The 22,958-nt window shown below is 42.6% G+C and carries 22 protein-coding genes; 4 read left to right on the plus strand and 18 right to left on the minus strand.

Annotation, left to right across the window (positions count from 1 at the left end):
• Positions 1 to 271 precede the first annotated feature (271 nt).
• Positions 272 to 2,461, minus strand: a complete 2,190-nt coding sequence (locus tag Q1A86_RS10275; RefSeq protein ID WP_299806139.1) for a M3 family metallopeptidase — start codon at positions 2,459 to 2,461, stop codon at positions 272 to 274.
• Positions 2,462 to 2,671: 210 nt separating this feature from the next.
• Between Q1A86_RS10275 and Q1A86_RS10280 the strand changes: the two genes are divergently transcribed.
• Complete coding sequence (locus Q1A86_RS10280) at positions 2,672 to 4,186, plus strand: dipeptidase (protein ID WP_299806141.1); 1,515 nt, start codon at positions 2,672 to 2,674, stop codon at positions 4,184 to 4,186.
• A 264-nt stretch (positions 4,187 to 4,450) separates the two neighbouring features.
• Entirely contained in the window at positions 4,451 to 6,025 is a 1,575-nt protein-coding gene (locus Q1A86_RS10285) for a PAS domain-containing methyl-accepting chemotaxis protein (protein ID WP_299806143.1), read from the plus strand.
• 665 nt (positions 6,026 to 6,690) lie between these two features.
• Here the strand turns inward: Q1A86_RS10285 and rarD are convergent.
• The 9 genes from rarD to Q1A86_RS10330 all read right to left on the minus strand — a co-directional run bounded on the left by rarD (position 6,691) and on the right by Q1A86_RS10330 (position 12,032).
• Complete coding sequence (gene rarD / locus Q1A86_RS10290; protein WP_299806145.1) at positions 6,691 to 7,632, minus strand: EamA family transporter RarD; 942 nt, start codon at positions 7,630 to 7,632, stop codon at positions 6,691 to 6,693.
• 390 nt (positions 7,633 to 8,022) lie between these two features.
• On the minus strand, positions 8,023 to 8,160 hold the full coding sequence (locus Q1A86_RS10295) for a hypothetical protein (protein WP_299806147.1): 138 nt from the start codon (positions 8,158 to 8,160) through the stop codon (positions 8,023 to 8,025).
• A 288-nt stretch (positions 8,161 to 8,448) separates the two neighbouring features.
• Positions 8,449 to 8,886, minus strand: coding sequence for an acyltransferase (locus Q1A86_RS10300; protein WP_299806149.1), 438 nt, complete (start codon positions 8,884 to 8,886; stop codon positions 8,449 to 8,451).
• Positions 8,887 to 9,003: 117 nt separating this feature from the next.
• Positions 9,004 to 9,438, minus strand: a complete 435-nt coding sequence (locus Q1A86_RS10305; RefSeq protein ID WP_299806151.1) for a hypothetical protein — start codon at positions 9,436 to 9,438, stop codon at positions 9,004 to 9,006.
• A gap of 586 nt (positions 9,439 to 10,024) precedes the next feature.
• Entirely contained in the window at positions 10,025 to 10,441 is a 417-nt protein-coding gene (locus Q1A86_RS10310; RefSeq protein WP_299806153.1) for a hypothetical protein, read from the minus strand.
• Positions 10,442 to 10,530: 89 nt separating this feature from the next.
• A complete protein-coding gene (locus tag Q1A86_RS10315; protein ID WP_299806154.1) occupies positions 10,531 to 10,743 on the minus strand; it encodes a hypothetical protein in 213 nt (70 codons plus the stop codon).
• A 125-nt stretch (positions 10,744 to 10,868) separates the two neighbouring features.
• On the minus strand, positions 10,869 to 11,294 hold the full coding sequence (locus tag Q1A86_RS10320) for a hypothetical protein (RefSeq protein WP_299806156.1): 426 nt from the start codon (positions 11,292 to 11,294) through the stop codon (positions 10,869 to 10,871).
• A gap of 109 nt (positions 11,295 to 11,403) precedes the next feature.
• Positions 11,404 to 11,673 (minus strand): hypothetical protein, encoded by a 270-nt coding sequence (locus tag Q1A86_RS10325; RefSeq protein ID WP_299806158.1) that lies wholly within the window; start codon positions 11,671 to 11,673, stop codon positions 11,404 to 11,406.
• A gap of 134 nt (positions 11,674 to 11,807) precedes the next feature.
• A complete protein-coding gene (locus tag Q1A86_RS10330; RefSeq protein ID WP_299806160.1) occupies positions 11,808 to 12,032 on the minus strand; it encodes a hypothetical protein in 225 nt (74 codons plus the stop codon).
• A gap of 776 nt (positions 12,033 to 12,808) precedes the next feature.
• Here Q1A86_RS10330 and Q1A86_RS10335 point away from each other — a divergent pair.
• Positions 12,809 to 13,765 (plus strand): integron integrase, encoded by a 957-nt coding sequence (locus Q1A86_RS10335; protein ID WP_299806161.1) that lies wholly within the window; start codon positions 12,809 to 12,811, stop codon positions 13,763 to 13,765.
• Positions 13,766 to 14,402: 637 nt separating this feature from the next.
• On the opposite strand, the gene rihA is transcribed toward Q1A86_RS10335, so the two are convergent.
• Both rihA and ggt read right to left on the minus strand, forming a co-directional pair.
• Positions 14,403 to 15,371, minus strand: coding sequence for a pyrimidine-specific ribonucleoside hydrolase RihA (gene rihA / locus Q1A86_RS10340; protein ID WP_299806163.1), 969 nt, complete (start codon positions 15,369 to 15,371; stop codon positions 14,403 to 14,405).
• Positions 15,372 to 15,654: 283 nt separating this feature from the next.
• Entirely contained in the window at positions 15,655 to 17,451 is a 1,797-nt protein-coding gene (gene ggt / locus Q1A86_RS10345; RefSeq protein WP_299806165.1) for a gamma-glutamyltransferase, read from the minus strand.
• A 447-nt stretch (positions 17,452 to 17,898) separates the two neighbouring features.
• Between ggt and Q1A86_RS10350 the strand changes: the two genes are divergently transcribed.
• On the plus strand, positions 17,899 to 19,047 hold the full coding sequence (locus tag Q1A86_RS10350) for a GNAT family N-acetyltransferase (protein ID WP_299806433.1): 1,149 nt from the start codon (positions 17,899 to 17,901) through the stop codon (positions 19,045 to 19,047).
• Between the two features lie 196 nt (positions 19,048 to 19,243).
• On the opposite strand, the gene Q1A86_RS10355 is transcribed toward Q1A86_RS10350, so the two are convergent.
• The 6 genes from Q1A86_RS10355 to hppD all read right to left on the minus strand — a co-directional run bounded on the left by Q1A86_RS10355 (position 19,244) and on the right by hppD (position 22,936).
• Positions 19,244 to 19,582: a hypothetical protein gene (locus tag Q1A86_RS10355; protein WP_299806167.1), complete on the minus strand. Its 339-nt coding sequence runs from the start codon at positions 19,580 to 19,582 to the stop codon at positions 19,244 to 19,246.
• A 109-nt stretch (positions 19,583 to 19,691) separates the two neighbouring features.
• Positions 19,692 to 19,979, minus strand: a complete 288-nt coding sequence (locus Q1A86_RS10360) for a hypothetical protein (RefSeq protein ID WP_299806169.1) — start codon at positions 19,977 to 19,979, stop codon at positions 19,692 to 19,694.
• A gap of 91 nt (positions 19,980 to 20,070) precedes the next feature.
• Entirely contained in the window at positions 20,071 to 20,400 is a 330-nt protein-coding gene (locus Q1A86_RS10365; protein ID WP_299806171.1) for a hypothetical protein, read from the minus strand.
• Between the two features lie 269 nt (positions 20,401 to 20,669).
• The gene (locus Q1A86_RS10370; RefSeq protein ID WP_299806173.1) at positions 20,670 to 21,041 is read right to left on the minus strand and encodes a hypothetical protein; all 372 of its coding nucleotides are present in this window, start codon (positions 21,039 to 21,041) and stop codon (positions 20,670 to 20,672) included.
• An 81-nt stretch (positions 21,042 to 21,122) separates the two neighbouring features.
• A complete protein-coding gene (locus Q1A86_RS10375; RefSeq protein WP_299806175.1) occupies positions 21,123 to 21,743 on the minus strand; it encodes a LysE family translocator in 621 nt (206 codons plus the stop codon).
• A gap of 152 nt (positions 21,744 to 21,895) precedes the next feature.
• Positions 21,896 to 22,936, minus strand: a complete 1,041-nt coding sequence (hppD, locus tag Q1A86_RS10380) for a 4-hydroxyphenylpyruvate dioxygenase (protein ID WP_299806177.1) — start codon at positions 22,934 to 22,936, stop codon at positions 21,896 to 21,898.
• Between the last annotated feature and the right edge of the window lie 22 nt (positions 22,937 to 22,958).

A 22,958-nucleotide genomic window follows, 5' to 3' on the forward strand; every position in this document is an offset into this window, starting at 1 on the left:
TAGGTTTATTTTTGGCATAACTCACTATTAGCCGTCCCGATTATAGAGAGTGTTGATGAGACAATTGTGATCAATGGTGGATTTTCCGTGTATCAATTTGTGACGCGGTGTTCTGCTGAAAACGTACCGATCAGTCGGTTTAAGTCACTGCAATTTATCGGATCTGCAGATGTTTTTGCTGGTGGTAATTCTGACGTTTGACGTTTTTATGGCACAAAAAAAGACACGCTAAATGCGTGTCTTTTTATTGAACGATTTACAGGTGCCAGCCTTATTTAGCGAGCAAGCCTCGGCTGCGTAGTAGTGGGTCAATACCGGCTTCTTTACCGCGGAATTGCTTGTAAAGTTTCATCGGATCTTCGCTGCCGCCTTGAGACAGAATATTGTTTCTAAAGGCATCGGCAGTGGCTTTATCGAAAATACCATTTTCTTTAAAGGCCTCAAACGCATCGGCGCCTAAAATATCAGACCAGATGTAGCTGTAGTAACCAGCAGAATAACCACCTGAGAAGATATGTGAGAAATACGTACTGCGATAGCGTGGTGCGATCTCAGAGATAAGTCCCATCTTGTTCAGAGACTCGGCTTCAAATTTAGCTGCATCTTTTGGGGTAAAGTCGGTGACCGTGTGCCAGTCTAAATCGAGCTTAGTCGCCGCCATATACTCTACTGTTGCAAAGCCTTGGTTGAACTTGCTTGCCGCTTGAATTTTCTTAACCAGCTCTTGTGGGATCACTTCACCGGTTTTGTAGTGTTTTGCAAACTGCGCTAGCACTTCAGGTTGTGTCATCCAGTTTTCCATCACCTGTGATGGAAACTCTACGTAGTCACGGGGTACAGACGTACCCGCTTGTGAGCGATACTCAACATCTGACAACATGCCGTGCAGTGCATGACCAAATTCATGGAACAGGGTACTTGCTTCATCAAATGTCAACAGTGCAGGCTCATCACCTACAGGGCGAGGGTAGTTCAAGACGTTAACTATGATAGGTATAGAGTCTACCCCATCCATATTGTACTGTTGGCGATAAGAGTTCATCCAAGCACCGCCACGCTTGCTGTCGCGAACGAAGTAGTCACCTAAGAAGATAGCCATTAGCTCGCCATTCTTGTCATACACTTCCCAGGTACGGACTTCATCATTGTATTTAGGCAAGTCGGTACGTTCTTTAACTGTGATGCCAAATAGACGGTTAGCCGTGTAGAATACGCCTTTAAGGGTGTTCTCTAAAGAGAAGTAAGGACGGGTTTGTTGCTCGTTGAAGCTGTATTTAGCCACACGAATTTTATCTGAATAGTACCACCAGTCCCAGCCCGCTAACTTAAAGTCGCCGCCTTCTTCTTTGATAAGCGCCTGCATATCGGCCACTTCAGATTCAGCTTGTGCCAGCGCAGCAGGCCAAACTTTGTTGAGCAACTCATAGACATTTTCAGGGGTTTGCGCTGTTCGCTCTTCGAGTACGAAGTGCGCGTGAGTCTTGTAACCCATAAGCTGTGCGCGTTCAGCACGTAGCGCTGCCATCTTAGCCAAGATTTTCTTGTTGTCGTTAGCGTTATCGTTATTACCGCGCTCAACATAACCTTTATATAGCTTTTCGCGAAGGTCGCGATTGTCTGCATAAGTTAAAAATGGCGTAATCGATGGGCGAGACGTGGTAAATACCCATTTGCCTTCATGGCCACGTTTAGCAGCTGTTTGCGCCGCAGTGTTAATGACGTCTTCAGGCAGGCCAGCTAAGTCGGCTTTGCTATCAATTACAAGCTCAAAGGCATTGGTTTCGGCCAGCAGGTTGTCACCAAACTCCAAGCTCAACTTACCGATCTGTTCATTTAAGCCACGCAGCTGAGTTTTTTCAGCTTCGCTTAAGTTGGCGCCGCCACGAGTAAACGACTTATAGGTGTCTTCGAGTAGCTTAGTTTGTGCAACATTGAGTGAAAGGCTATCGCGCTGGTTATAAACCGCTTTCACTTTTTGGAAAAGTGCATCGTTTAACAGAATGTCATCGTTTGCTGAAGAGAGCATCGGCGCTACTTCTTTAGAGATAGCCTGTAGCTGCTCGTTAGTGTCTGCGCCCGTTAGGTTATAGAACACGCTGGCGACCTTGGTGGTTAAGTCTCCAGAGAACTCCATTGCTTCTATGGTATTAGCAAAGGTCGGTGCTTCAGGGTTATCGATAATGGCTTGAATTTCAGCTTTATGTTCAGCGATACCAGCTTTGAATGCAGGCAGATAGTGCTCAGGCTTGATTTTGGCAAAATCTGGAATACCTAAATAGGTATCGTAAGGCTTGAAAAACGGATTGCTGGCATTGTTTTCAATGCTTTGCTGGGCAACAACCTTAGGTGCGACTTGTGTTTCAGTGCTGGTATCTTTGCTTATATTTGAATCGCCACATGCACTAAGCGCTAATGCTAAAGCGACTGCTGATACGATTGGTTTGAGGGTTAATCCCTTCATATTTATATCCCCGATTATACTTGTTTTAATTCTCGTCAACTTAATTGCGTTAACGTTAATATCTTTAAGTATCATGCATCAAGGTGTTAGATCTATTAAGAATCGGTGTTATTTGTAACAAATGGTGCGTTTAGTCATTTTTTATACATTTAACGGGTTACTTTATGGCAGACTGGGGGCAGTTTTATCGATAATAACAAATGGAATACCATGAGAACTCTTGCTTACTTTTCCGCGCCAATTCTGGCCGCAACACTGCTATCAGCCCCAGTTTTGGCTGTAACGACTCAATCACAAAAAGTTGCCGATTACGCCGTTGATACTTACTCTGAAAAAATGGTAACGAACTTAGCAGAATTAGTGCGATTTAATACTCAAGCTGTTGAAGGACTAACCCCTGATACCAACCCTGAATTTATAGGTTTTAAGGCGAAGTTAACAGCACTGAGCACGGAACTAGGTTTAGATGTGAGTGATCATGGCTATGTGATGTTAATCGGCCTAGGTGACAGTGAAGATAAGCTTGGGGTGATCACCCATGGTGATATACAGCCGGCAAATGCTGAGCTTTGGGCACAGAGCCCTTATATTCTGGATCTGGAGTCTGAGCCGGGTAAGCTTATTGGCCGTGGCACTGAAGATGATAAAGGCGCGATAGTTACTGCTATGTATGCGATGAAGTCGATAAAAGACAAAAATATCGAATTAAATAAGCGCATAGAACTTATGGTGTATATGGCAGAAGAGTCAAATTGGCAGCCATTGAGAGATTTCCTTAAGGTTTATACGCCGGCGGACATAAACATCACCATTGATGCCGAGTATCCAGTAGTGACCGCGGAGAAAGGTTGGAGTCAGATAGCATTTACTATTCCAAATATCCACATTGACCAATCGTTAAAACAACCTCAACTATTGAGCTTTGATGGTGGCTCTTTTGCTAGCCAAGTGCCGCAACAAGCCAGCGCAAAATTAAAAAATGTCGACAGTGAATTAGTGACTGCGCTTAAGCAGAAAGCGCAAACCCAATCGCAGATGAACTATCGCTTCGAAGCTTTGGGGGATGACCTGATGATCTATGCAGACGGTAAGTCGACCCACTCATCAACACCCGAAGACGGGATTAATGCGGTCACTCATCTTGCTGACGTGTTATCTATTCATTCATGGCCCCGAACGACGGCATCTTTAACCCAAGCTTTTATTGATGAAATGGTTGGTTTAGGGATCTATGCAGAGCAATTTGGCGATATAGCTTATAAAGATGACTTTATGGGAGAGATGACCTTAGCCCCGACGGTAGTGAAACAAAGTGCTTTAGGCACTGAAATCACCATCAACTTAAGGCGTCCTATAGGTAAAACGGCAGAGCTATTAGATAGTGAAACCTTTACTGCGATGCAAACGTGGCAACAAAATCATAATGTTAAAGTCGCTGGGCTTGAAACCTATTGGGGTAAGCCCATGGTAATGGAGAATGCGCCTCATTTAGACACCTTACTGAATGTCTTTGGTCATTATACAGGCACTAAAGATCCACAGCCCGTGTCGATCGGCGGCTCGACAAACAGCAAACTATTCCCAAATGCCTTAAGTTTTGGCCCAGCAATGCCTGGTGTGGAATACACGGGGCACAGCGAGAATGAGTTCATTACATATGAACAATTTATGTTGAACCTTAAAATGTATACCGCCGCATTTATTGAGCTAGCTGCAAACCAGTAAGCTAGCCCTGAGGTATCTCTTATTAAATGTTCATTTTGATAGCTGAGTTTACTTAATTCGTAAGGCCATTTTGGAAAACAACTTGGCCTTTGTTATCAAATTTTCATCTGAAACTATCGAATTAACCTATTGATTTAAATAAGTGTGGCATCCGACACACATCCCCGTTTGTTATGCTTTTTTTTCGTGATAGTTATCAATCCTTTTCTTAATATATTTTGCCAAAATGAGGGGCGATTAATTTATGCTATGGGCTTGTAAGCAATGCGAAACAATCAACCTGTCACACAAATAGAAAATAGCTTAACCGATAATTGTATTTTACTGTCGACCACAGATCTCGACGGAAATATCAAATATGCGAATGAGGGCTTTATCAAGGTTAGTGGCTATAGTTTTGATGAATTACAACGTCAGCCTCACAACATGGTGCGTCACCCAGACATGCCAGAAGCTGCATTTCAATCACTTTGGGAACGGATCAAGCAAGGAAAGCCCTGGGTTGGCGTGGTGAAAAACCGCAGCAAATCAGGCGATCACTATTGGGTTAATGCGTATATAGCCCCAGTGTATGAAAACGGCAAAATTCATGAGTATCAGTCGGTACGCCGTAAAGCCACACCGGAGCAAATCCAGCGCGCAGAAGCGATTTATCAGCAGGTTAATGCTGGAAAGCAACCTAAAGCGTTACGTAACCCGCTGCTAGGCTTTGGGGCTAAGTTGTATGCTTGGCTGCTCACCATTTTAGTGATGGCGGTTATATTAACGACTTACTCACCAATAGCTGCAGTGATAGTACTCAGCCTAGTTGGCGCGATTGGTTTGCAGCGTATTTTGAAGCCATTCAACCAATTAGTGATACAAGCTAAAAATACCGTCGACGATCCTCTCGCTAAAGGCGTATTTACCGGGCGGCAAGATGAATTAGGCACAATAAGTTTTGCGCTGCAGTTCTTACTTACAGAAACTGGCGGTGTGATAGGCCGAATGGCGGATTCAGCAGGCTCAATCGAATCCCTTAGCGCGAGTTTAAACGATACCATCCACAATACACGTCAACGTGCCGACAGCCAGAGTATGCAAACCAGTCAAGCGGCCACCGCCATTGAAGAGATGAGCGCCAGCTTTAATGAGGTGAGTCAAAATATTCACAGCGCCGCCAGAGAGATGTCAGTGAGTAACCTTTCTGCAGAACAAGGCCATCAACTACTTGAACGTGTGATTGAGTCTATCAACCAGCTCAAAGGCGAGGTGGGTAACTTTGCTTCGGTCGTCGCGTCAATCGAGCAAGATAGCCAAGATATTAATAAAGTATTGGATGTGATCCGTGGCATTGCCGAGCAGACTAATTTACTCGCACTTAACGCTGCGATTGAAGCGGCAAGAGCAGGAGAGTCGGGGCGTGGCTTTGCGGTCGTGGCCGACGAAGTACGCCAACTTTCTAGCCGAACCAGTGAGTCTACTTCTCATATTGAGGCTATCGTTGCTAAGTTCCGCGAAAGTACCGTAATGGCTGCTAAAACGATGGAAGCAGGCCAACGTAGTGCAGAGCAGTCGGTAGACCTAGCTAAACAGGTCGATGAATCATTCGAAGCACTACGCCATTCTATTATTAAGATGAATACGATGAGTGATGAAAATGCTTGTGCCATGAGCCAGCAAACGGCAGTGGCGAACGATATCAGCCACTCAATTCAAGTGATCAGTGAGCTGGCGATTGAGAGTCTTGAGCAGACACAAGATGCCGCAGAGCGTGGTCAGCAAGTGTCTCGCTTATCGACTAAAACCCATAGTTTATCTAAGCAGTTCTGGGAACAAAGCGTACAGCGCAAGATTTGATTTAAAGAAGGTCCTAGGAAAAGAAGGTTCTAGGCTCTAGGAAGAGCAAAGACGGTATAAACTGAGACGGTAAGAGCCGAACGGCCTGTGGCCTAGGGAACGTGACAGCGTCACTCACGGAACGCTGCGCTTACGGAACTGCGGTGTTTGTTGTAGGTCGGGCTTTAGCCCGTCATGCTTTTGATTTTTCTAGCAGGACGAAGTCCGTCCTCGCAGCGAAGCGTCCTAGAATCTAGGACCTTCTTTTAAAGCTGAGACGGTATAAGCCGAACGGCCTGTGGCCTAGGGAACGTGACAGCGTCACTCACGGAACGCTGCGCTTACAGAAAAGTGGTGTTTGTTGTAAGTCGGGCTTTAGCCCGCCATGCTTTTGATTTTCCTAGCAGGACGAAGTCCGTCCTCGCAGCGAAGCGCCCTAGAATCTAGGACCTTCTTTTAAAGCTGAGACGGTATAAGCCGAACGGCCTGTGGCCTAGGGAACGCGACTGCGTCACTCATGGAACGCTGCGCTTACGGAAAAGCGGTGGTTGTTGTAGGTCGGGTTTTTGTTGTACCTAGTAGGGCATAGCCCGTCCTCGTAGCTAAGCGCCCTAGGACCTTGCCCCTTCTTAGACCGGAAGGTGAACCGTAGCGCTAATCGCTACGGTTGTGCTTAGAGAGTGAGATTAACTTGGATGTCGGCTGGCGCGGTATTTATGTCTTAGCGCTGGAAGTGCTTCTAGTGAGCAAAGCAGCAATCCCGTCCATATTAAGGCAAAACTCACCGCTTTAACCTGATCAAACACTTCATTAAATACAATAACAGCCAACAAGAATTGCAAGCTAGGCTCGATATATTGCATCAGTCCTATCATAGACAAGCTGGTCGCTCTGATGGCTAGCGCAAAGAAGACTAACGGCATTAAAGTTACAGGAGCCGAGCCGATATAAAGCAGTAATACCGATGTCTCTCCAGATAATGCAGCCGATATCGCGACACTTTGATCTGAGCTCCACAGCCATAATAAATAGATTGCAGCAATTGGCATTAATAGCAGGGCCTCGACGGTGACAGAGGTCAGCGAGTCGAAGCGAATAAACTTTTTACATAGGCCGTAAAGCGCAAAGAAGCTCCCCATACTGAGTGCCAGCCATGGCAGCTCACCATAGCTATATACCATATAGCTTATGCCGCAGGTGCCTAGTACCACCGCCATTTTTTGTGCCGCAGTGAGTTTATCCCCAAGAAACAGTACACCTAAGCCAATGGCAAAAAGTGGGTTAATGAAAAAGCCTAAGCTAGCGGCAAGCACTTGTCCATGAGTGATAGCCCAGGTAAAGCTGTACCAAGACACGCACATGATAAGCGAGGCCAGTCCACAAAGTAGCACAGATCTTTTATCAGCTTTAAGAACAGCAATCGAAGGAAAGCGGCGACCCATCAGCACAAACACCAGTGCCATAAAAGGAACTGAGAAGAGTATTCTAAATGCTAATAATTCATTGATATTGGCATTCGGCAAAAAGTGATAGTAGAGCGGCATCAAGCCCCATAATAGAAATGAGAAAGCAGCGAGCGCGTTGCCCTTACATGAAGAAGCAGCGTTGTGTGATGTTGTGGATTGCATATAAATTTAGCTGAAGTGGGTTAGGCTAAGAAAGGCCGCTATTTTCTCATTAGCAGGGCTCAAAGAGTGTGACCAAAATCACCTTGTGCTAGTGATTTTAATAAGGGTTCTGCTGAAGATAATGATTTAGCTTAGTCGCACTTTTCAGTGCTTAGGTTATCGCTTAAGCGCTCTGAGTTAAACGTCTCACGAGGAAAGATCTTAAAGCTGCTATGCATCATATGGAGCGAGTACAAAGAATTAATACAAGGGACTGTTGTTTAGATTTAAATCGTTTTTGGGCAAAAGAAAGTTGGAGCTTACAGCTCGACTAGCCCTCACATCGAAATCAAACTTTGTTTGATAACAAAGCCCCTAAAGACTCGATATATTTGTGGCTAAGAGTGGCATCTAACAAAAGTGGTTCCAATGGCCTGCGGCCTGCGCAGACACTTCCATGACACGGTGAGTAAAGTGAAGCTTTATGCTACGAACGAGAAGCATGGATGCTGAACTGGCTTTTAGATATGGATATCGTTGCAAGTCCATCTGACCTCCAAGGATGGAGGAAATGCCAAATTCTGTATGGAACAGAATTGGCCCTGTAAGCTCAACGAAAACATCCCTGTTTTCGACGGTCACGGCCGTATCTACACTGAGTTAGAAAAGCATACCCTTTGCATTTAGAGTAATAGGACAGGCCCTAACACGTTAATGGACAAAAATGCGTTAGTGCAAAAGGTCTCAAAGTGGGTTGTGGGATGAGTAAATGTGTGGATATCAATTAAAGTTTACACTGACCCCACATATCCTGCCCCCACATATCTGAGCAGCTTGTTAGGTATACTGGCGAGTTAAAACTAAACATACTATTACGAGTGATATGTTTATTGATGCTCGAATAAGCCAATGATATTCACGGTATGAAATACCAAATTTCTTTGTTGCTAAAACGATAAAGCTCATTAAGGTAAACCACGGTGTGAAAAAGAATGTTAATTTCAATTTTACCAAAGTTATAGCCAAATCGTGTAAAGCACCACTAACAGCAAAAGTAAAAATAATTGCTAACCATAATGGAAAAAGTTGGCTCAATGGCTTCATTATATTACGAGAAAGGTAATACCCCCATATTGGATTCCAATATTGCCAAAATAAATAAAATGAACTCGCACCTAAGGAACGTTTTAGCATATTGGTCATCGAACCCGATGCGCCAAGGGCTACTCCATTACGTTTTTTTACGTACTCTGATAGTGTAATCGTTCGATACATGCTGACCTTGTATACCTAACGCCCTAATAATGAGCTAAAAATAGTTGGTTAAAATTATCGATGCAGGAGTATAACTAACTGTTTTAAGTCCTGCTTTATTTGCTTGTTATATGCGATTTATAAGTCCCATAGCCAACCTATTTGGAACGTAAGTTGTGGATTTGAGTAATCACCTGAACCAAAAGTTAAGCCTGGTTCCATAAAAAAACCACCTGTTTTAAAGGTGGCTGAAATCCCTGCATATGTCCACTTATCAGATTCAAACTGGTTTTTCTCAACATCAGAGTAACCTGTAATTACCTGAGCAGAATGAAAAAAAGAATCTTTTTGTTGGTAGAAATTGTACCCCAACTCAACGCCACTAACTTTGTCTCCCCAGTAACCACCTGAAACCTGTAAAGGAAAACCTAACTCATCGCTCTTGATAACAAAGTTTGCTCCTGCTGGAGAGCCTAAAGATAAACCGATTGAAGTTGACTCTTCAGCTGTAGCCGAAAAAGAAAACAAAGTAAAAAGAGTAGCGCATGAGATTATTTTATAGTTTTGAAACATAACATATCCTTGTTGATAGTGATTAGCGTATAACGCCCTGATAATGTTTGGCTACAATGTGTATCGAAGCGGAACCGAGCCAAACTTTAGCAGTTCCGCTTTATTTTCTTGTTAGGTTACTTTTTACGCCTAGCTAAAAATAGATTAAATAATGCAATGAAATGAAACATTAGTAACCCAGCCAAAATTTTATTGAAGCCTGAATACATAGCTATTGTATGATACTGAACCTCATTTCGTTTTGGTAAATCTTCTTTAAGGTCTGCCAACATCATTTTTGTTAACCCTCTCAGGGCTTCTTCGTCTGCGTTATCAATTTTGGTTTCAAGTTTATTAATAAGCTCAGTTTAAGGCACAATAATAGAGTTATCTTCAACATATGAAGGCAATAAAAAATGACCGGAAGCACAATAGACGATTAAAAGAAGAGATGTGATAAATACTGGATATTTCAAATTACTCTCCATGTAACCTAACGCCCAAATAATGGGCTGATTAATAGTTTGCTAAAATGTGAAGCGAAGCGAAGCGGAACCGAACCGAGCAAACTTTAGCTGTCCCACCTTGAACAGCTTGTTAGGTGAATTTACCAAACTGTATATTGATAGTCTATATAACCAGAAAATTTACTTACATTACAGATGCCTAAAGTATCACCAACAACAAACCTTTCATAAGTGTTATATTCATAGTCCAGTCGGTATTCTGGATTTCCTTCTAACTCTGCCAGAATAGCTGTAGCTTGTTCAGAGCTTACTTGAATTGTTCCTGATTCAGAATAGTTAAAACCTTGAGGAAGAAAAGATTGAATAGGTTCACGTTTTATAATTACAGCTCTAACAGGTAATTTGCTCCCACAAGCTTTTTTAAAGACCATATCTATTGGTTCATTAGGGCTTGATGGCAAGAACAAAGCAATGATAAATAGAATAATGAATAATAGTGGAGGTATAAAAATCACATATAAAATAATTTTTAAAATACTCATAGCTAATCTATTCACCTAACGCCCTAATAATGGTCAAAAATTTTTGGCTAAAATGTTGAGGAACGAAAACAGCCAACTGTTTTTTGTCCTTATTAATTAGCTTGTTATAACTCACTTGCTACTTTCGGCTTCTTTTTTGACCAGTACCAGCAATATAACCAACTAGCAGGAAAGAAAAGGAAACTTAGCAGGAAAGTATAAAACCCTACAAGTGGTAAGTTATCAGATTTTCCTTTGGCAAACTTCAAAGTTAAATACAGCATAACTAAGAAATTAAGAAATATCATTTGACCTGCAACCGTTGCATTTATGTTCATTTGTGCATCCTTACACTCTACAGTGTGGTGAGTTATAACGCCGTTTTAGGCGGCAAATTGCAGTTGGCTAAAATAGTGAGGCACGAACAAAAAGCCAACGGTAAATTGTCCGATTGAATGCCTTGTTAGCTGTCTTTACTACGGCGCTCGTAATATTTCTTTTCTCTTTCTTTGTTTTCTTTAGCTGAACCTATTTTCCAACCCATATAATGATTTATATCGTCCATTGCCTCTTGAGCACATGATCTAACCCAATCACTTTCATCTTTTAAGCCACGAAGTAAAGCTGGTTTTACTATATTTTTTTCTAATTTATTAAGATTCATCGCTGTATAAGCAAATCCACGAAATGAATTTCCTCTAACATTTTCATCAGGATGTTCAGAGAGTTTTAAACTCACATCTTGAACGAATCGCCAGTTCTCATGGTTGAAACCAAGTTTAATAGGGATTAATTTGAGAGCCTCGACATCATCTAGCTTTATGGCTTCCCATATGTCAGCGTCACTAAATTCATTTGTATGGACATCTTGATACTTTAATTTACTCATAATTCTCGAGACAGCTAACGCCCCAATAAGGGGCTGATAATGCTTGGCTAAACTGTGTAACGAAGTGGAGCTGAGCCAAGCTTTAGCAGTCCCGCACTTAATTGGCTTGTTATGTTTTTGACTTAACCCTAAACGCCTGCCAAATAAATGCAATGGCAGCAACCAGAAACATTAAGAGCATAAACCAAAAGAAATTGGGACTTTCTTCTAAATAATGATATCTAACTGTTCCATAAAATGCCCCTGTAACGTATGCATTATAAGTTTTATAAATAAAATAAAACGATACACACAATAAAATAAATCTAGTTGGCCAAAGCCACTTTGCTTTTACTTTGATTACTTTAGGAGCATGAAATAAAGGTTGTTTGTTATCCATTAATTAAACACCACTTTTTCCTGAAAACATAACGCCCCGCTAAGGGGAAATTTATTGTTGGCTAAAATGTTGAACGGAGTGAAAACAGCCAACTGTAAATTTTCCCTCTTGAGCGCCTTGTTATATGACGCAAACTAACTCTCAAACTTTTTAGCACCTTTTACCCATTTAATAGCATTAGTGATTTGAAAATACAAAAGAACGTAACCAAATAACCTTTTACCTTTAAATGCGAGCTCTTCTCCACCAGGTAAATACATATCTATTAGCTGGGCAACAATAACCCACACTATGATTAAACCTAAGAATATTCCAGCATATTTAAGATGATATATACCTTTAGGGGGAATCTTGTCCATGTTAAGACTCATCTATTGCCAAATTCCGTAGTCATATAACGCCCTGCTAATAAGTGAGCCATGTGCTGGCGGGCGATTTGCTCAGCAAATGGCATGACAGCCTTGGTGAATCTGAATTCAGCAGCTTGTTATGAGTTGATAGCTACATACTACAACTCTTTTCCGCATTTACTACAATGAGACTTTGGGAGTCGCCAACCAGAGAAATATACCGTTTTATAGATGACAGGTTCACCACAAGAGTTGCACTTTAATCGCATTAGATAAAAGCTGAAATATACAAAATAAACTATTCCAACCCAATAGGTAATTGATACATTTTCTAAACCATCTTCAAATGAACTATCAGAACTAAAAATAACATGTATAAGCCAAAAAAATACCATCAAAGCTAAACGAATATAAAACCCTTTGACAATCCTTGCCATTGTCTAACTCCTGACTCATAACAGCTTATTATCCTGCGTCTCGGATAAATCTCTGCCTATAAAAAATTATCACTAAAACATATCAATGTAACTCATTGATGTAAAGCGACTAATTCTCAGTTCCCTTGTCACTCTCAAGTACATTACTCCGCAAAATTGAACAAGAACATTTATCGAGTCCATTGTAAGTCAACACCAAAACAATAAGGCATTGAAACATATCACTTATATTTTCACTCTCTGATTTATCGATGCGGATTGAGATTGTTTCTGCTTCGATAATATTGGCAAATTCTTGAAAAAACATTATAACTGTATATATGCACAGTGTCTGTGTTTGGAGAGATCATGTCTGAATCTGGATTTATAGAAGCGATACGAAATGCGATTCGCGTTCGTCATTACAGTTACCAAACAGAGAAAAGTTACCTGTATTGGAATCGTTATATTATAAGGTTTCATCAAATTAGCCACGCTAGAGAGCTTGATGTTAATCATATAGAGCGTTTTTTGACGTATATTGCAGTAAACCGTCAAGTTTCTAGTAGTACCCAGCAGCAAGCATTATGTGCCATCGTTTTTGCTTTCAAACACGTACTTAACATCGACACTCAGGCATTAGATTTTGCTTATGCCAAGCAACCAGTTAGGATTCCTCAAGTGTTGACTGAGGATGAAGCAATGACAATAATTTCTGCTTTACCAGCGAAATATAAGCTAATTGCTTCAATATTATTTGGGGGAGGGCTGAGGCTTAATGAAGCACTAAGGTTGAGGGTGAAGGACGTTGATTTTACTAATAACTCACTGTTTGTATTTCGTGGAAAGGGGAAAAAAGATCGTATAACTATACTCCCCAAAGGCATTCATGCACGGTTGAAAGAGCATCTCGAACGAGTCAAGTTAATCCACCAGTGCGATTTATCAGAAGGTTATGGTCTTGCATCTTTACCACCTGCCTTATTAAAGAAATATCAACACAGTGCCAAGCAATGGTATTGGCAGTATATATTTCCTGCTAGTAGCCTCTGTGCGCATACTATTGATGGTTATGTCTGTCGTCATCACATACATCCGACTGCGTTCTCTAGGGCATTACGTGCATCTGTTAAGTCAGTGGGTATTGAAAAGCGCGTTACTGCGCACACTTTTAGACATTCATTTGCCACTAGCGTACTGAAAAGTGGTGCGGATATACGTACATTACAAGAAATGCTAGGTCATAAAGATATTAAAACAACTCAAATATATACACATGTTGCAGGTATTCATCAATCAGGAATTGTTAGCCCATTTGATAAATAGTGTTCTTAATTCTTCTTATATCCCCCCCGCATCAAACGACAGGGCACTTTGTAACATGAGAAGAAGTTAGTCAAATAAAGTGCCAACTCAACTCGGAATGGGGCATTTCCAAGTTAGAGCTGAAACCACTCCGCCTAAATGAAGGCACCAATTACCTCGTGTAGATACGGCTGCGGGCTTCGGTTTCAGGGATGAAACCGCAGAGCGTATAGGGACATATTCACAGCGTCTTGCAGCAGTGTCTGCACATACCCCGCTGGAGGCGATTAATAGCGACTCAGCTACAATCTCAAACGGGCTACCCCATAGCAACTATACAAATAAAAAATGTAATGAACCTTCATTCAAAGGCTAACTCACTTTGGGGCATTTCCGCGTTAGACATCAAGCAACCCCAACCTAAATGAGTACACCAACTATTCGGTGTAGATACGGCCGTGACCGTCCATGACATGGACGTCATGGCCGAGCTTCCAAGGATCCTGTGTTTTAAAAAGAATTGCTGCGTGTCACGGCAGTGGCTGCACATGCCCCGCTGGAGGCGATTGATAACTAAGAAGCTATAAGTTCAAACACTCTACTTGGTAACACCAAACCCAAAATAAATGTAATCAGCCTTCATTCGAAGGCTAACCTACTAGTTATAAGCTTCTAGACACTCAACGATTAAGTCGACAAAACCTTGTCTATCTAGCTTGCACAAGACTTGGGTGTTGTGCGGGTTACTGGTGAGTTGATATCTGTCAACCACCGTCATGCCTTGGGTATATTCGCCTTTGGTTTCAACGCCCACCCAGCAGTCATAAGAGGTGAATAGCTCAGGTTTAAGTAACCAAGCTATGGTGCAAGGGTCGTGCAGTGGCGCCCCTTCAAAGCCCCATTTAGGATCTCTGTGGTAAATCATAAAGAAGTCTAGGAGTTCGGCGACGCATTTAGCAACAGGGTTTGGAATCACGCGAATACGCTCGATATCTTCATCCATGATCTGAGCCTGATGGGTAATATCAAGGCCACACATAGTGATAGGAATCCCCGATTTGAACACCATATCGGCGGCTTCGGGATCGACGAAGATGTTAAACTCGGCAGCGGGTGTCCAGTTGCCCGCTTCAGCGGCGCCGCCCATCAACACGATGCGCTCAATCTTGCTATGAAGCTCTGGATAGGTCGCTAAAAATAACGCGATATTGGTCAGGGGACCTGAAGGCACTAAGGTAACGGCTTCATTGCTCTCACGGACTTTTTGCGCCATAAGCTCAATCCCTGAAATCGTTAGCGGCTCAAAAGCAGGGTCTGGCAGTTTTGGGCCGTCTAAGCCGCTTTCGCCATGAACGTTGTCGGCAATAATCAGCTCACGGGCTAAAGGTTTAGGTGCACCGGCCGCGACTGGAATATCGTGACGTTCAAGTAGGGTTAAAATACGCAGCGCGTTGTTTAATGTTTTATCAGGGGTTTGGTTGCCTGCACTGGTGGTTACGGCTAACGGTTTTAATGCGCTACTGCTCATAGCAAGAATAAGAGAAATAGCATCATCATGACCGGGATCGCAGTCGAGAATAATAGGGGTCACTTTTTTGGATACTTGACTTGATTGTGTAGGGCTCATTATTTTGCTCCGCAAAATGCGTGGTTATTAAATGGTTTATCGATTTTGTATAGCATCCTAGTAAGTAATAGCGGTAAAAACTGTGACTGAGTAATCGCTTTGGTTGTTGTGCAATTTTTTATCTGTTGCTCTGCTTATTTATTGTTAACAGTTAAAAAGCCCTGACAAATACATTATTCGTCAGGGCTGTTATCAGCTAATTATCCGTTTTATTTGAGTGAATTAAAGCTTATCGTTAGTGAACGAAATTTGCGATCGTTACAAACCACGTAAAAAGTCGTTATCAGTAGCCTGCCGTTTCACTGCCCGCGCGGCGAGGATCGCTCGAGCCAAATATGCCTTGTTCAGTTACCATTATCGACTGGGTTGAGCCTATGGCATTGTTGACTTTCACCTCATGCCCTTTAGCTCGTAGCAAGCCCTGGGTATCACGGTTAAGACTATGCTCAACTCGCAGTACATCGGGAAGCCATTGATGGTGCACACGAGGGGCATAGGTCGCCTCAGCAATATTAAGGTCGTGGTCGATAACATTCATGATGATCTGCATAGTCGTGGTGATAATGCGTGAACCGCCTGGGCTGCCCGTCACGATAAAGGGCTTACCATCCTTCATCACTATGGTTGGGCTCATTGAGCTTAACGGGCGTTTATTTCCTTCAACAGCATTGGCTTCACCGCCCACTAAACCATATCCGTTCGGGGTGCCGGGTTTTGCTGAAAAGTCATCCATCTCATTATTAAGCAAAATACCGGTGCCTTTTGCCACTAGGCCTGAACCATAACTAAAGTTAAGGGTATAGGTGTTAGATACGGCGTTACCCCATTGATCAACCACTGAGTAGTGGGTCGTTTGATTGCTTTCATACGGCGCCAGTTTCCCGGGTTTGATTTCGCTGCTAGGCGTGGCTTTGTCTGGGGAGATCTGTTTGGCGAGTTGCTTGGCATAATCTTTACTCAAAAGAGCCTTAACTGGCACATCATAAAAATCTGGATCGCCTAGGTATTCACTGCGATCTGCGTAGGCGCGTTTCATGGATTCGGTCATTAAATGGAGTGTGGCGGCGGTATTGTGGCCTAACTCTTTAATCGGATAGCCCTCTAGCATATTAAGCATTTCGATAATATGTACACCGCCAGATGATGGTGGCGGCATAGAAACAACTTGATAGCCTCGATATTCCCCCACCACAGGATCTCGTTCAACCACCTTATAGTTTTTAAGATCGGCTAAAGTCATGATCCCACCAGCTTTTTGGATCGCGTTGACTAGCTTCTGTGCAGTTTCACCTTGGTAAAAGCCTTCGCTACCAGATTTTGCGATAAGTGACAGGGAGTGAGCCAGCTCGGGTTGTTTTAATAACTCACCACTTTGGAAATCACTACCATCTGGCTTGTAAAATATTTCGGCAGAGCTTGGCCATTGGGCGATGCGTCTTTTAAGTCCCGATAATGAAGCCTGTAGGTCGGGGGTAACAATAATGCCTTCTTTAGCCATCTTAATCGCGGCATCGGTTACTTGTTTCATCGTCATGGTGCCATATTTCTCAAGGGCAAGTTCCATTCCCATAACGGTGCCGGGCACGCCAACAGCTAAACCGTGCTCGCGGCTTAACTTGTTAACTGGATTGCCTTTTTCATCGAGGAAAATATCTCGATGGGCTTTAGAGGGCGCCATTTCACGGTAATCGATGGCGATGGTTTTGTTAGGCTCGCTGAGGTGTACCAGCATAAAGCCGCCGCCTCCAATATTACCTGCACGTGGTAGGGTAACCGCTAGACTAAAGCCCACGGCAACAGCCGCATCGACCGCATTACCACCCTGTTTTAAGATCTCAACACCAGCTTGGGTGGCTAGTGCTTCTTGGCTCGACACCATACCATGCTTAGCCCAAATAGGTTGAGCGGTGGCGATATGGCTATAAATAGAGGTTTCTTTAGCCTGAACCTGCAGCGGCGCACTTGCTGTAATGGTCAGGGTAGTTAAGGGGATTACCATCGATATGGCGAAGGCCAATGCTTTAAACACATAGGGCTTAAACGAATGAGATTTCGACCAGAGTGGCTTAAAAGTGCGCATTTTTAATCCTTTGTATCGTCGCTATCGTTTTGGCAAAGCCCAATAGCTTTATTGTTATAGTTTGAAGATAGACAGTTATAGTTTGAAGATAGAGAGTTATATTATTGTGGTTTTCTATCTAGAGTATTGTGTTTTACTATCTAATAAATGCAATGTGACGTTTATCTAGACTAAATGCAAGTATCGGACTTAACTGGCAGGTTTGACTTTCTTACTCTATCTCAGCAAGGAGCTATCTTGAGAAATCCTGATGCGCAGGGCTGTTGTAAAAAATATTAAGTTGAAGGGGGGAGGGTGAAAGGGATCAAGACTAATCCTACAAAGCTTAGTCGTACTGAGCATAGCGATGTTAATCACAATCGTGATGAAAATAGCGGCTTTGACCAAAATGGTATTGTATTAAGCAGTAGCGAAGCAAATGTCTCAGCCCTTTTTAAGGTTGAGCTTATCGATTCGATAGATAAGATTTCAGCGGATATCTGGAATGCATTAATGCATGACAACAACCCATTTAACCGTCATGAGTATTTAGCTGCGCTCGAGTCGAGCAAGTGTGTTTGCGATCAAACAGGCTGGACTCCACTGCATATGGTGATCCGAGAAACTAAACATGCGAATGAGGCTGTTATTGCCGTGATGCCGCTGTACATTAAAGCGCATTCATACGGCGAGTATGTATTTGATTGGGCCTGGGCAGATGCTTATGAACGTCATCAACTCGCTTATTATCCAAAACTGGTTTCCTCTGTTCCTTTTACCCCGGTGTCAGGCATGCGTTTAGGCGTGTCTTCAGCTTTGACCTCTGAAGAGTTGCAGATGCTCTGGTTACTTGTGAGTCAAACCCTAGACCGATGTTTGACCGAATATGGCTTTTCAGGTTGGCACTGTTTGTTTCTACCTAAAACTCAATGTGATGATTTTGCCAGACTGGGGAACTTACAACGCTTAGGGACACAGTTTCACTGGTTTAATCGAGACTATAGTGATTTTCAAGCCTTTTTGTCCGCGTTGACTTCAAGAAAACGTAAGGACATAAACAAAGAAAGACAAAAGGTGCAACGGGTTAATTTATCCTTTGAATTTGTAGAGGGCGCTGATGTTACTGCTGAGCTATGGCAAATTTTCTCTGCCTGTTACCAACAAACCTATGCCAAACGTTCTGGTCACTATGGTTATTTAAATTTGGCCTTCTTCCAAACGTTAGCTGAGAGCATGCCGGAGTCTATCGTGTTGTTGATAGTGCGAGACTCAAACGAGCTGATCATGGCATCGGCGCTGTATTTTAAGTCTGAAACACACCTATACGGCCGTTACTGGGGGGCATTGACAGAGATAGATGGCTTACACTTTGAGGCCTGTTATTACCAAGGTATCGAGTATTGTATCGCCAATGGGCTAAAGGTGTTTGATGCGGGGGCGCAGGGTGAACACAAGGTACCAAGAGGATTTGAGCCAATCGAAACCTATTCCAATCACGAGATTGCTCATAGTGAGTTTCGCCTAGCGATAGAAAGCTTCACCCTTCAAGAAGCGGGTAATATCAAGACCTATATGCAGCAGTTAACAGCTAAGTTACCATATAAAAGCAGAGCCTAACTTGGCTCTGTTTTATCAATGATATAACTAATAATTATTGGTGCGTTTCCAGCTCAACACTTCGGTTAGCTATTGTTTATTACTCATCCCTTTATGTCCGATATTACAGTTTCTAGCGCTGTGCCTGTGGTCATTGAGGTGTTTAAAATGTCTGATATATCAACATTCGTCCTTTAATGGACCTAATGATAATAGGTTAGGTGAAAGCAGCGACGTTAAAACCACGTAGCATCTTTTGCTTCTGAAGTTTTGGTGACTTGATACTTTTATCCTCAACGAATGCTGGATAAAAAACATTAGGATTAGCTAGCTGGTTTCCAAATAGAACAATGCAATCGGTAGTTTTTTTTATGGCAGTTATTTCATATTCAAATTCAACCATTCGCTTTTTATTGATAACAAATACAGAGTCGCCTATTTTTGCTTGCTCTAAGTCTACGTAGCCATGTTGGTGTCGTTCAAGGTCAAAGATTGCTCCTTCGCCATAAAATCCAGCATGGTCACGATTGCCTTTATTGTTAACTAGGTAGTTCATTGTTAATCCTCGATATTTGTTGTGTATTAATAGGCATGACGTTTGTAGTCAATCAGCGCCGCTGAGTTAAGTTTTGACTGAAATATTCGTTGGGAGAGAGTCTTTTTCATCACCTAGCAATAGCACGAATAACCACAGCAGCAGTGGCATTAACGAAATGACTTGTTTCATAATTACCCGTGCAAAGCGTATCGTATAGGCTTGCATCCACAGCCTTGTTTTTATGTGTTGCGTCCGCCAATGCTGTTCTAGCTGCAGTGACTTGTGCGTTGGCATTATTTAACGAGTGGTCTAATAAACGATCAAACCAGTTCAAAGTTTGCTGCCGCTCCTCGGCTAAACGTTGCTTGTTTAATGCGCTTGCTAGGTTGGCTTTAAGAGTAACGATACTATTCATATTGGCCTTGATTGCTTATATCTGTTGTTATCAGACATATCAGTTAACTGAGTAACCGCTCTGGATTTTAAGTTGTCATAACGCGGGTTTATTAAGGTTTGGATAGGGATCTGAGTTTTACTGATTCGGCTTTAGCTGCTTTCAATCCTTCAATCAGCCTATCTACTTGTGCATCGTTTAGGCAGTAAAGGGATACAATATCAACGGCATACTCGCCAATGGCTGTTAGATTCACTCCACCTTTAGGGCAAAGAACGGGAGCCATATAGGCTGCGACATAGACAGATGAACTGTTTGCATTGACTGATACTTTCTTGCCCTCAATCGTCATGGCGTAAGAACTTATTGAGGCAAGTAAGCCCGCAGCAAGCATTAAACGAGTGATAGCTTGCACTAAACTTAGGTTAAATAATTTACACATGTTGCTGGTTTCTCAAGATTGCAGGTAATGGGCTGCTGAGTATACAGGTGTTTAGTTGCGGGTTTCAAGACATGTGTCTAGCGAGTTGTAAGGTGCTTGGTTGTTTTGTGATGGCTATAGGGGAAAGAGCGGTTAGCTAGGCCAGTCCAATAAAGCCAATTAAATCTAAATAAATCCTTCGAATGTAAATAGGCCTATAAACACAAAAATGCCAAGCATTGTGCTTGGCATCATTGATGGATCTTGCTTAAGGCCTGAATTGATTAGCTTTAATTGTTGATCTGCTGGCGAATTGAAGCAGATAACTTGTGCACCCACTTATTATAGTTTCGGTGGATTTCTCCATCGTTGTAATCTAGATTCGCGCTATCGACATAGTCGATATTATAAACATGTTCGTTATAGCTAATGCGGACATGGGCCTTATGGGAGCGGACCGTTATGTAGGCATCAATGGTGTTATTATCGCCTTTGACTGGTGTCCAGCCTTTGGCTTTACAGCCGTTAATTATCGCTGTTTCTATCGATTGACTACTATTGCTAGGTATAGGCTCCTGAGTCAGGTTGGCTAGTTTGACTGAGGTACAAGCAGATAAAGATAACGTACTTAATAATAAAAACAGTAACTTTAACGACTTCATTAAGTTCATCCTTTAGTGTTAGTTTAAAAGCTGTGTTACTCAATAATTTAAGATAACGATTAGTTTAAATTGAAGTGAGGCTTAGCCTAGGGCAAGCCAAACGCCGACACCTAGCATCAAGCTGCCTGCAATACGGTTCATCCACTTAATATTGTCACCGCGGCTTAGGAATATTCTGAGGCTCTTACCACCTGCAGCATAAGCCATCATGCTAATTAATTCAGTAAATAAAATAATGCTGACAAGGGCGATAAGCTGCGGGGCAACATCACGTTCAACACTGATAAAAGGTGGTAATAATGACACCATAAACGCCCAGCCTTTAGGGTTAGCAATGGCGGTAACAAAACCTTGAGATATAAGCTCAAGATTACTGACGTTTGATGTTTGCTCACCGTCGACAATGGCCATTTTGCCGCGCGCACGCCACATATTGATGCCGATATAAACTAAATAAATTCCGCCTAACCATTTAAAAACAGAGAAAACGTCAGGGTAGTTAAGCATGATGCTGGCTACGCCCATCACCGCAGCAACGGCAACTAACGCAACACCAACCAGTTCACCGAGCATCATCCATAAGGTGCGGCGAAAGCCAATACTCATACCCAGTGTCATGGCGAGCGTCATGCACATACCTGGCGTGATTGAGACAAAGAAGAAGGTGGGTAGAAATACCGCTAATAAAGTTAAGTCTGGCATTTTGATTTACGAATTAAACCGAAGAATATGAAAATGGCGCACATTGTAAAGTTGAAAGCTGTACTAAGATAGAGGGCAAGAAAAGAAAAACCAGCCTTATGGCTGGTTTTAATCGTAATCAAGTAAGTTCACTTGTCTCGTATATATTCGCTTTACAGTACGCCGCGGCGTTTTTGATCACGCTCTATCGACTCAAACAGTGCAGTAAAGTTACCTTCACCAAAGCCTAGGTTGTTTTTACGCTGGATGATCTCGATGAAAATTGGACCAAATAGATTCTTGGTGAAAATCTGTAATAGGTAGCCATCTTCATCGCCGTCGACCAAAATTTGGTGATGTTTGATGCGGTCACGATCTTCGGTAACTTGTGGCAGCTTGTCAAAGATGGTGTCGTAATACTCAGGAATAATATCTAAAGTTTGAATTGATGTGCCTTCCATTGCATCGAGCGAGCCTACGATGTCACGACTTCTAAAGGCAAGATGCTGTACGCCGGGGCCGTCGTATTCACGTAGATACTCATCAATTTGGTTTTTGTCGTTGCCTTTACCTTCGTTGATTGGAATACAGAAGCTACCATCTGGTGAGCGCAACGCATAAGAGATCAGCGCAGTTTGCGATCCCTTGATGTCAAAGTAGCGAACCTCAGTAAAGCCAAAGATATCTTTATAAAAGTTAGACCAATACTCCATAGTGCCTTTGTAGACATTATTGGTAAGATGGTCGACTTCGATAAAACCTTTTTCCTCAACAATGATCTGCTCATCTAAATCCTCAAAGTCAGTGGCATAGATATTATTGTTGTCGCCGAAGGTATCGATAAAGTAAATCAAGCTATCGCCAATGCCGTAAATGGCAGGGTAAGGCATATCTTTTGCTGCCTCATCGGCAGGCTTTGCGCCGCGAGCGACTGCGCCTTCAAAAGCAAATTGTGCATCCTCTACGCGCCAGCCCATAGAACAAATCGCTGGGCCATGGCTTTTAGCAAACTCAGCAGAAAACCCTTTACGTTCGGTATTTAAAAGGAAGTTAATGTCATTCTGCTTGTAGTACAAAATCTCTTTTGTTTTTGACTTCTTTAATAGTGAAAATCCGAAGTCGATAAAGACCTGATGCATGAAGTCTTGTTCTGGTGTGGCAAACTCGGTGAATTCGATGCCGAGTAGGCCCAGTGGGTTTTGTTCGCTTGCCATTCTTGTGTCCTCTGTCAATTTG

Source organism: uncultured Shewanella sp., from assembly GCF_947497935.1.
In the GTDB taxonomy this organism is placed as follows: domain Bacteria; phylum Pseudomonadota; class Gammaproteobacteria; order Enterobacterales; family Shewanellaceae; genus Shewanella.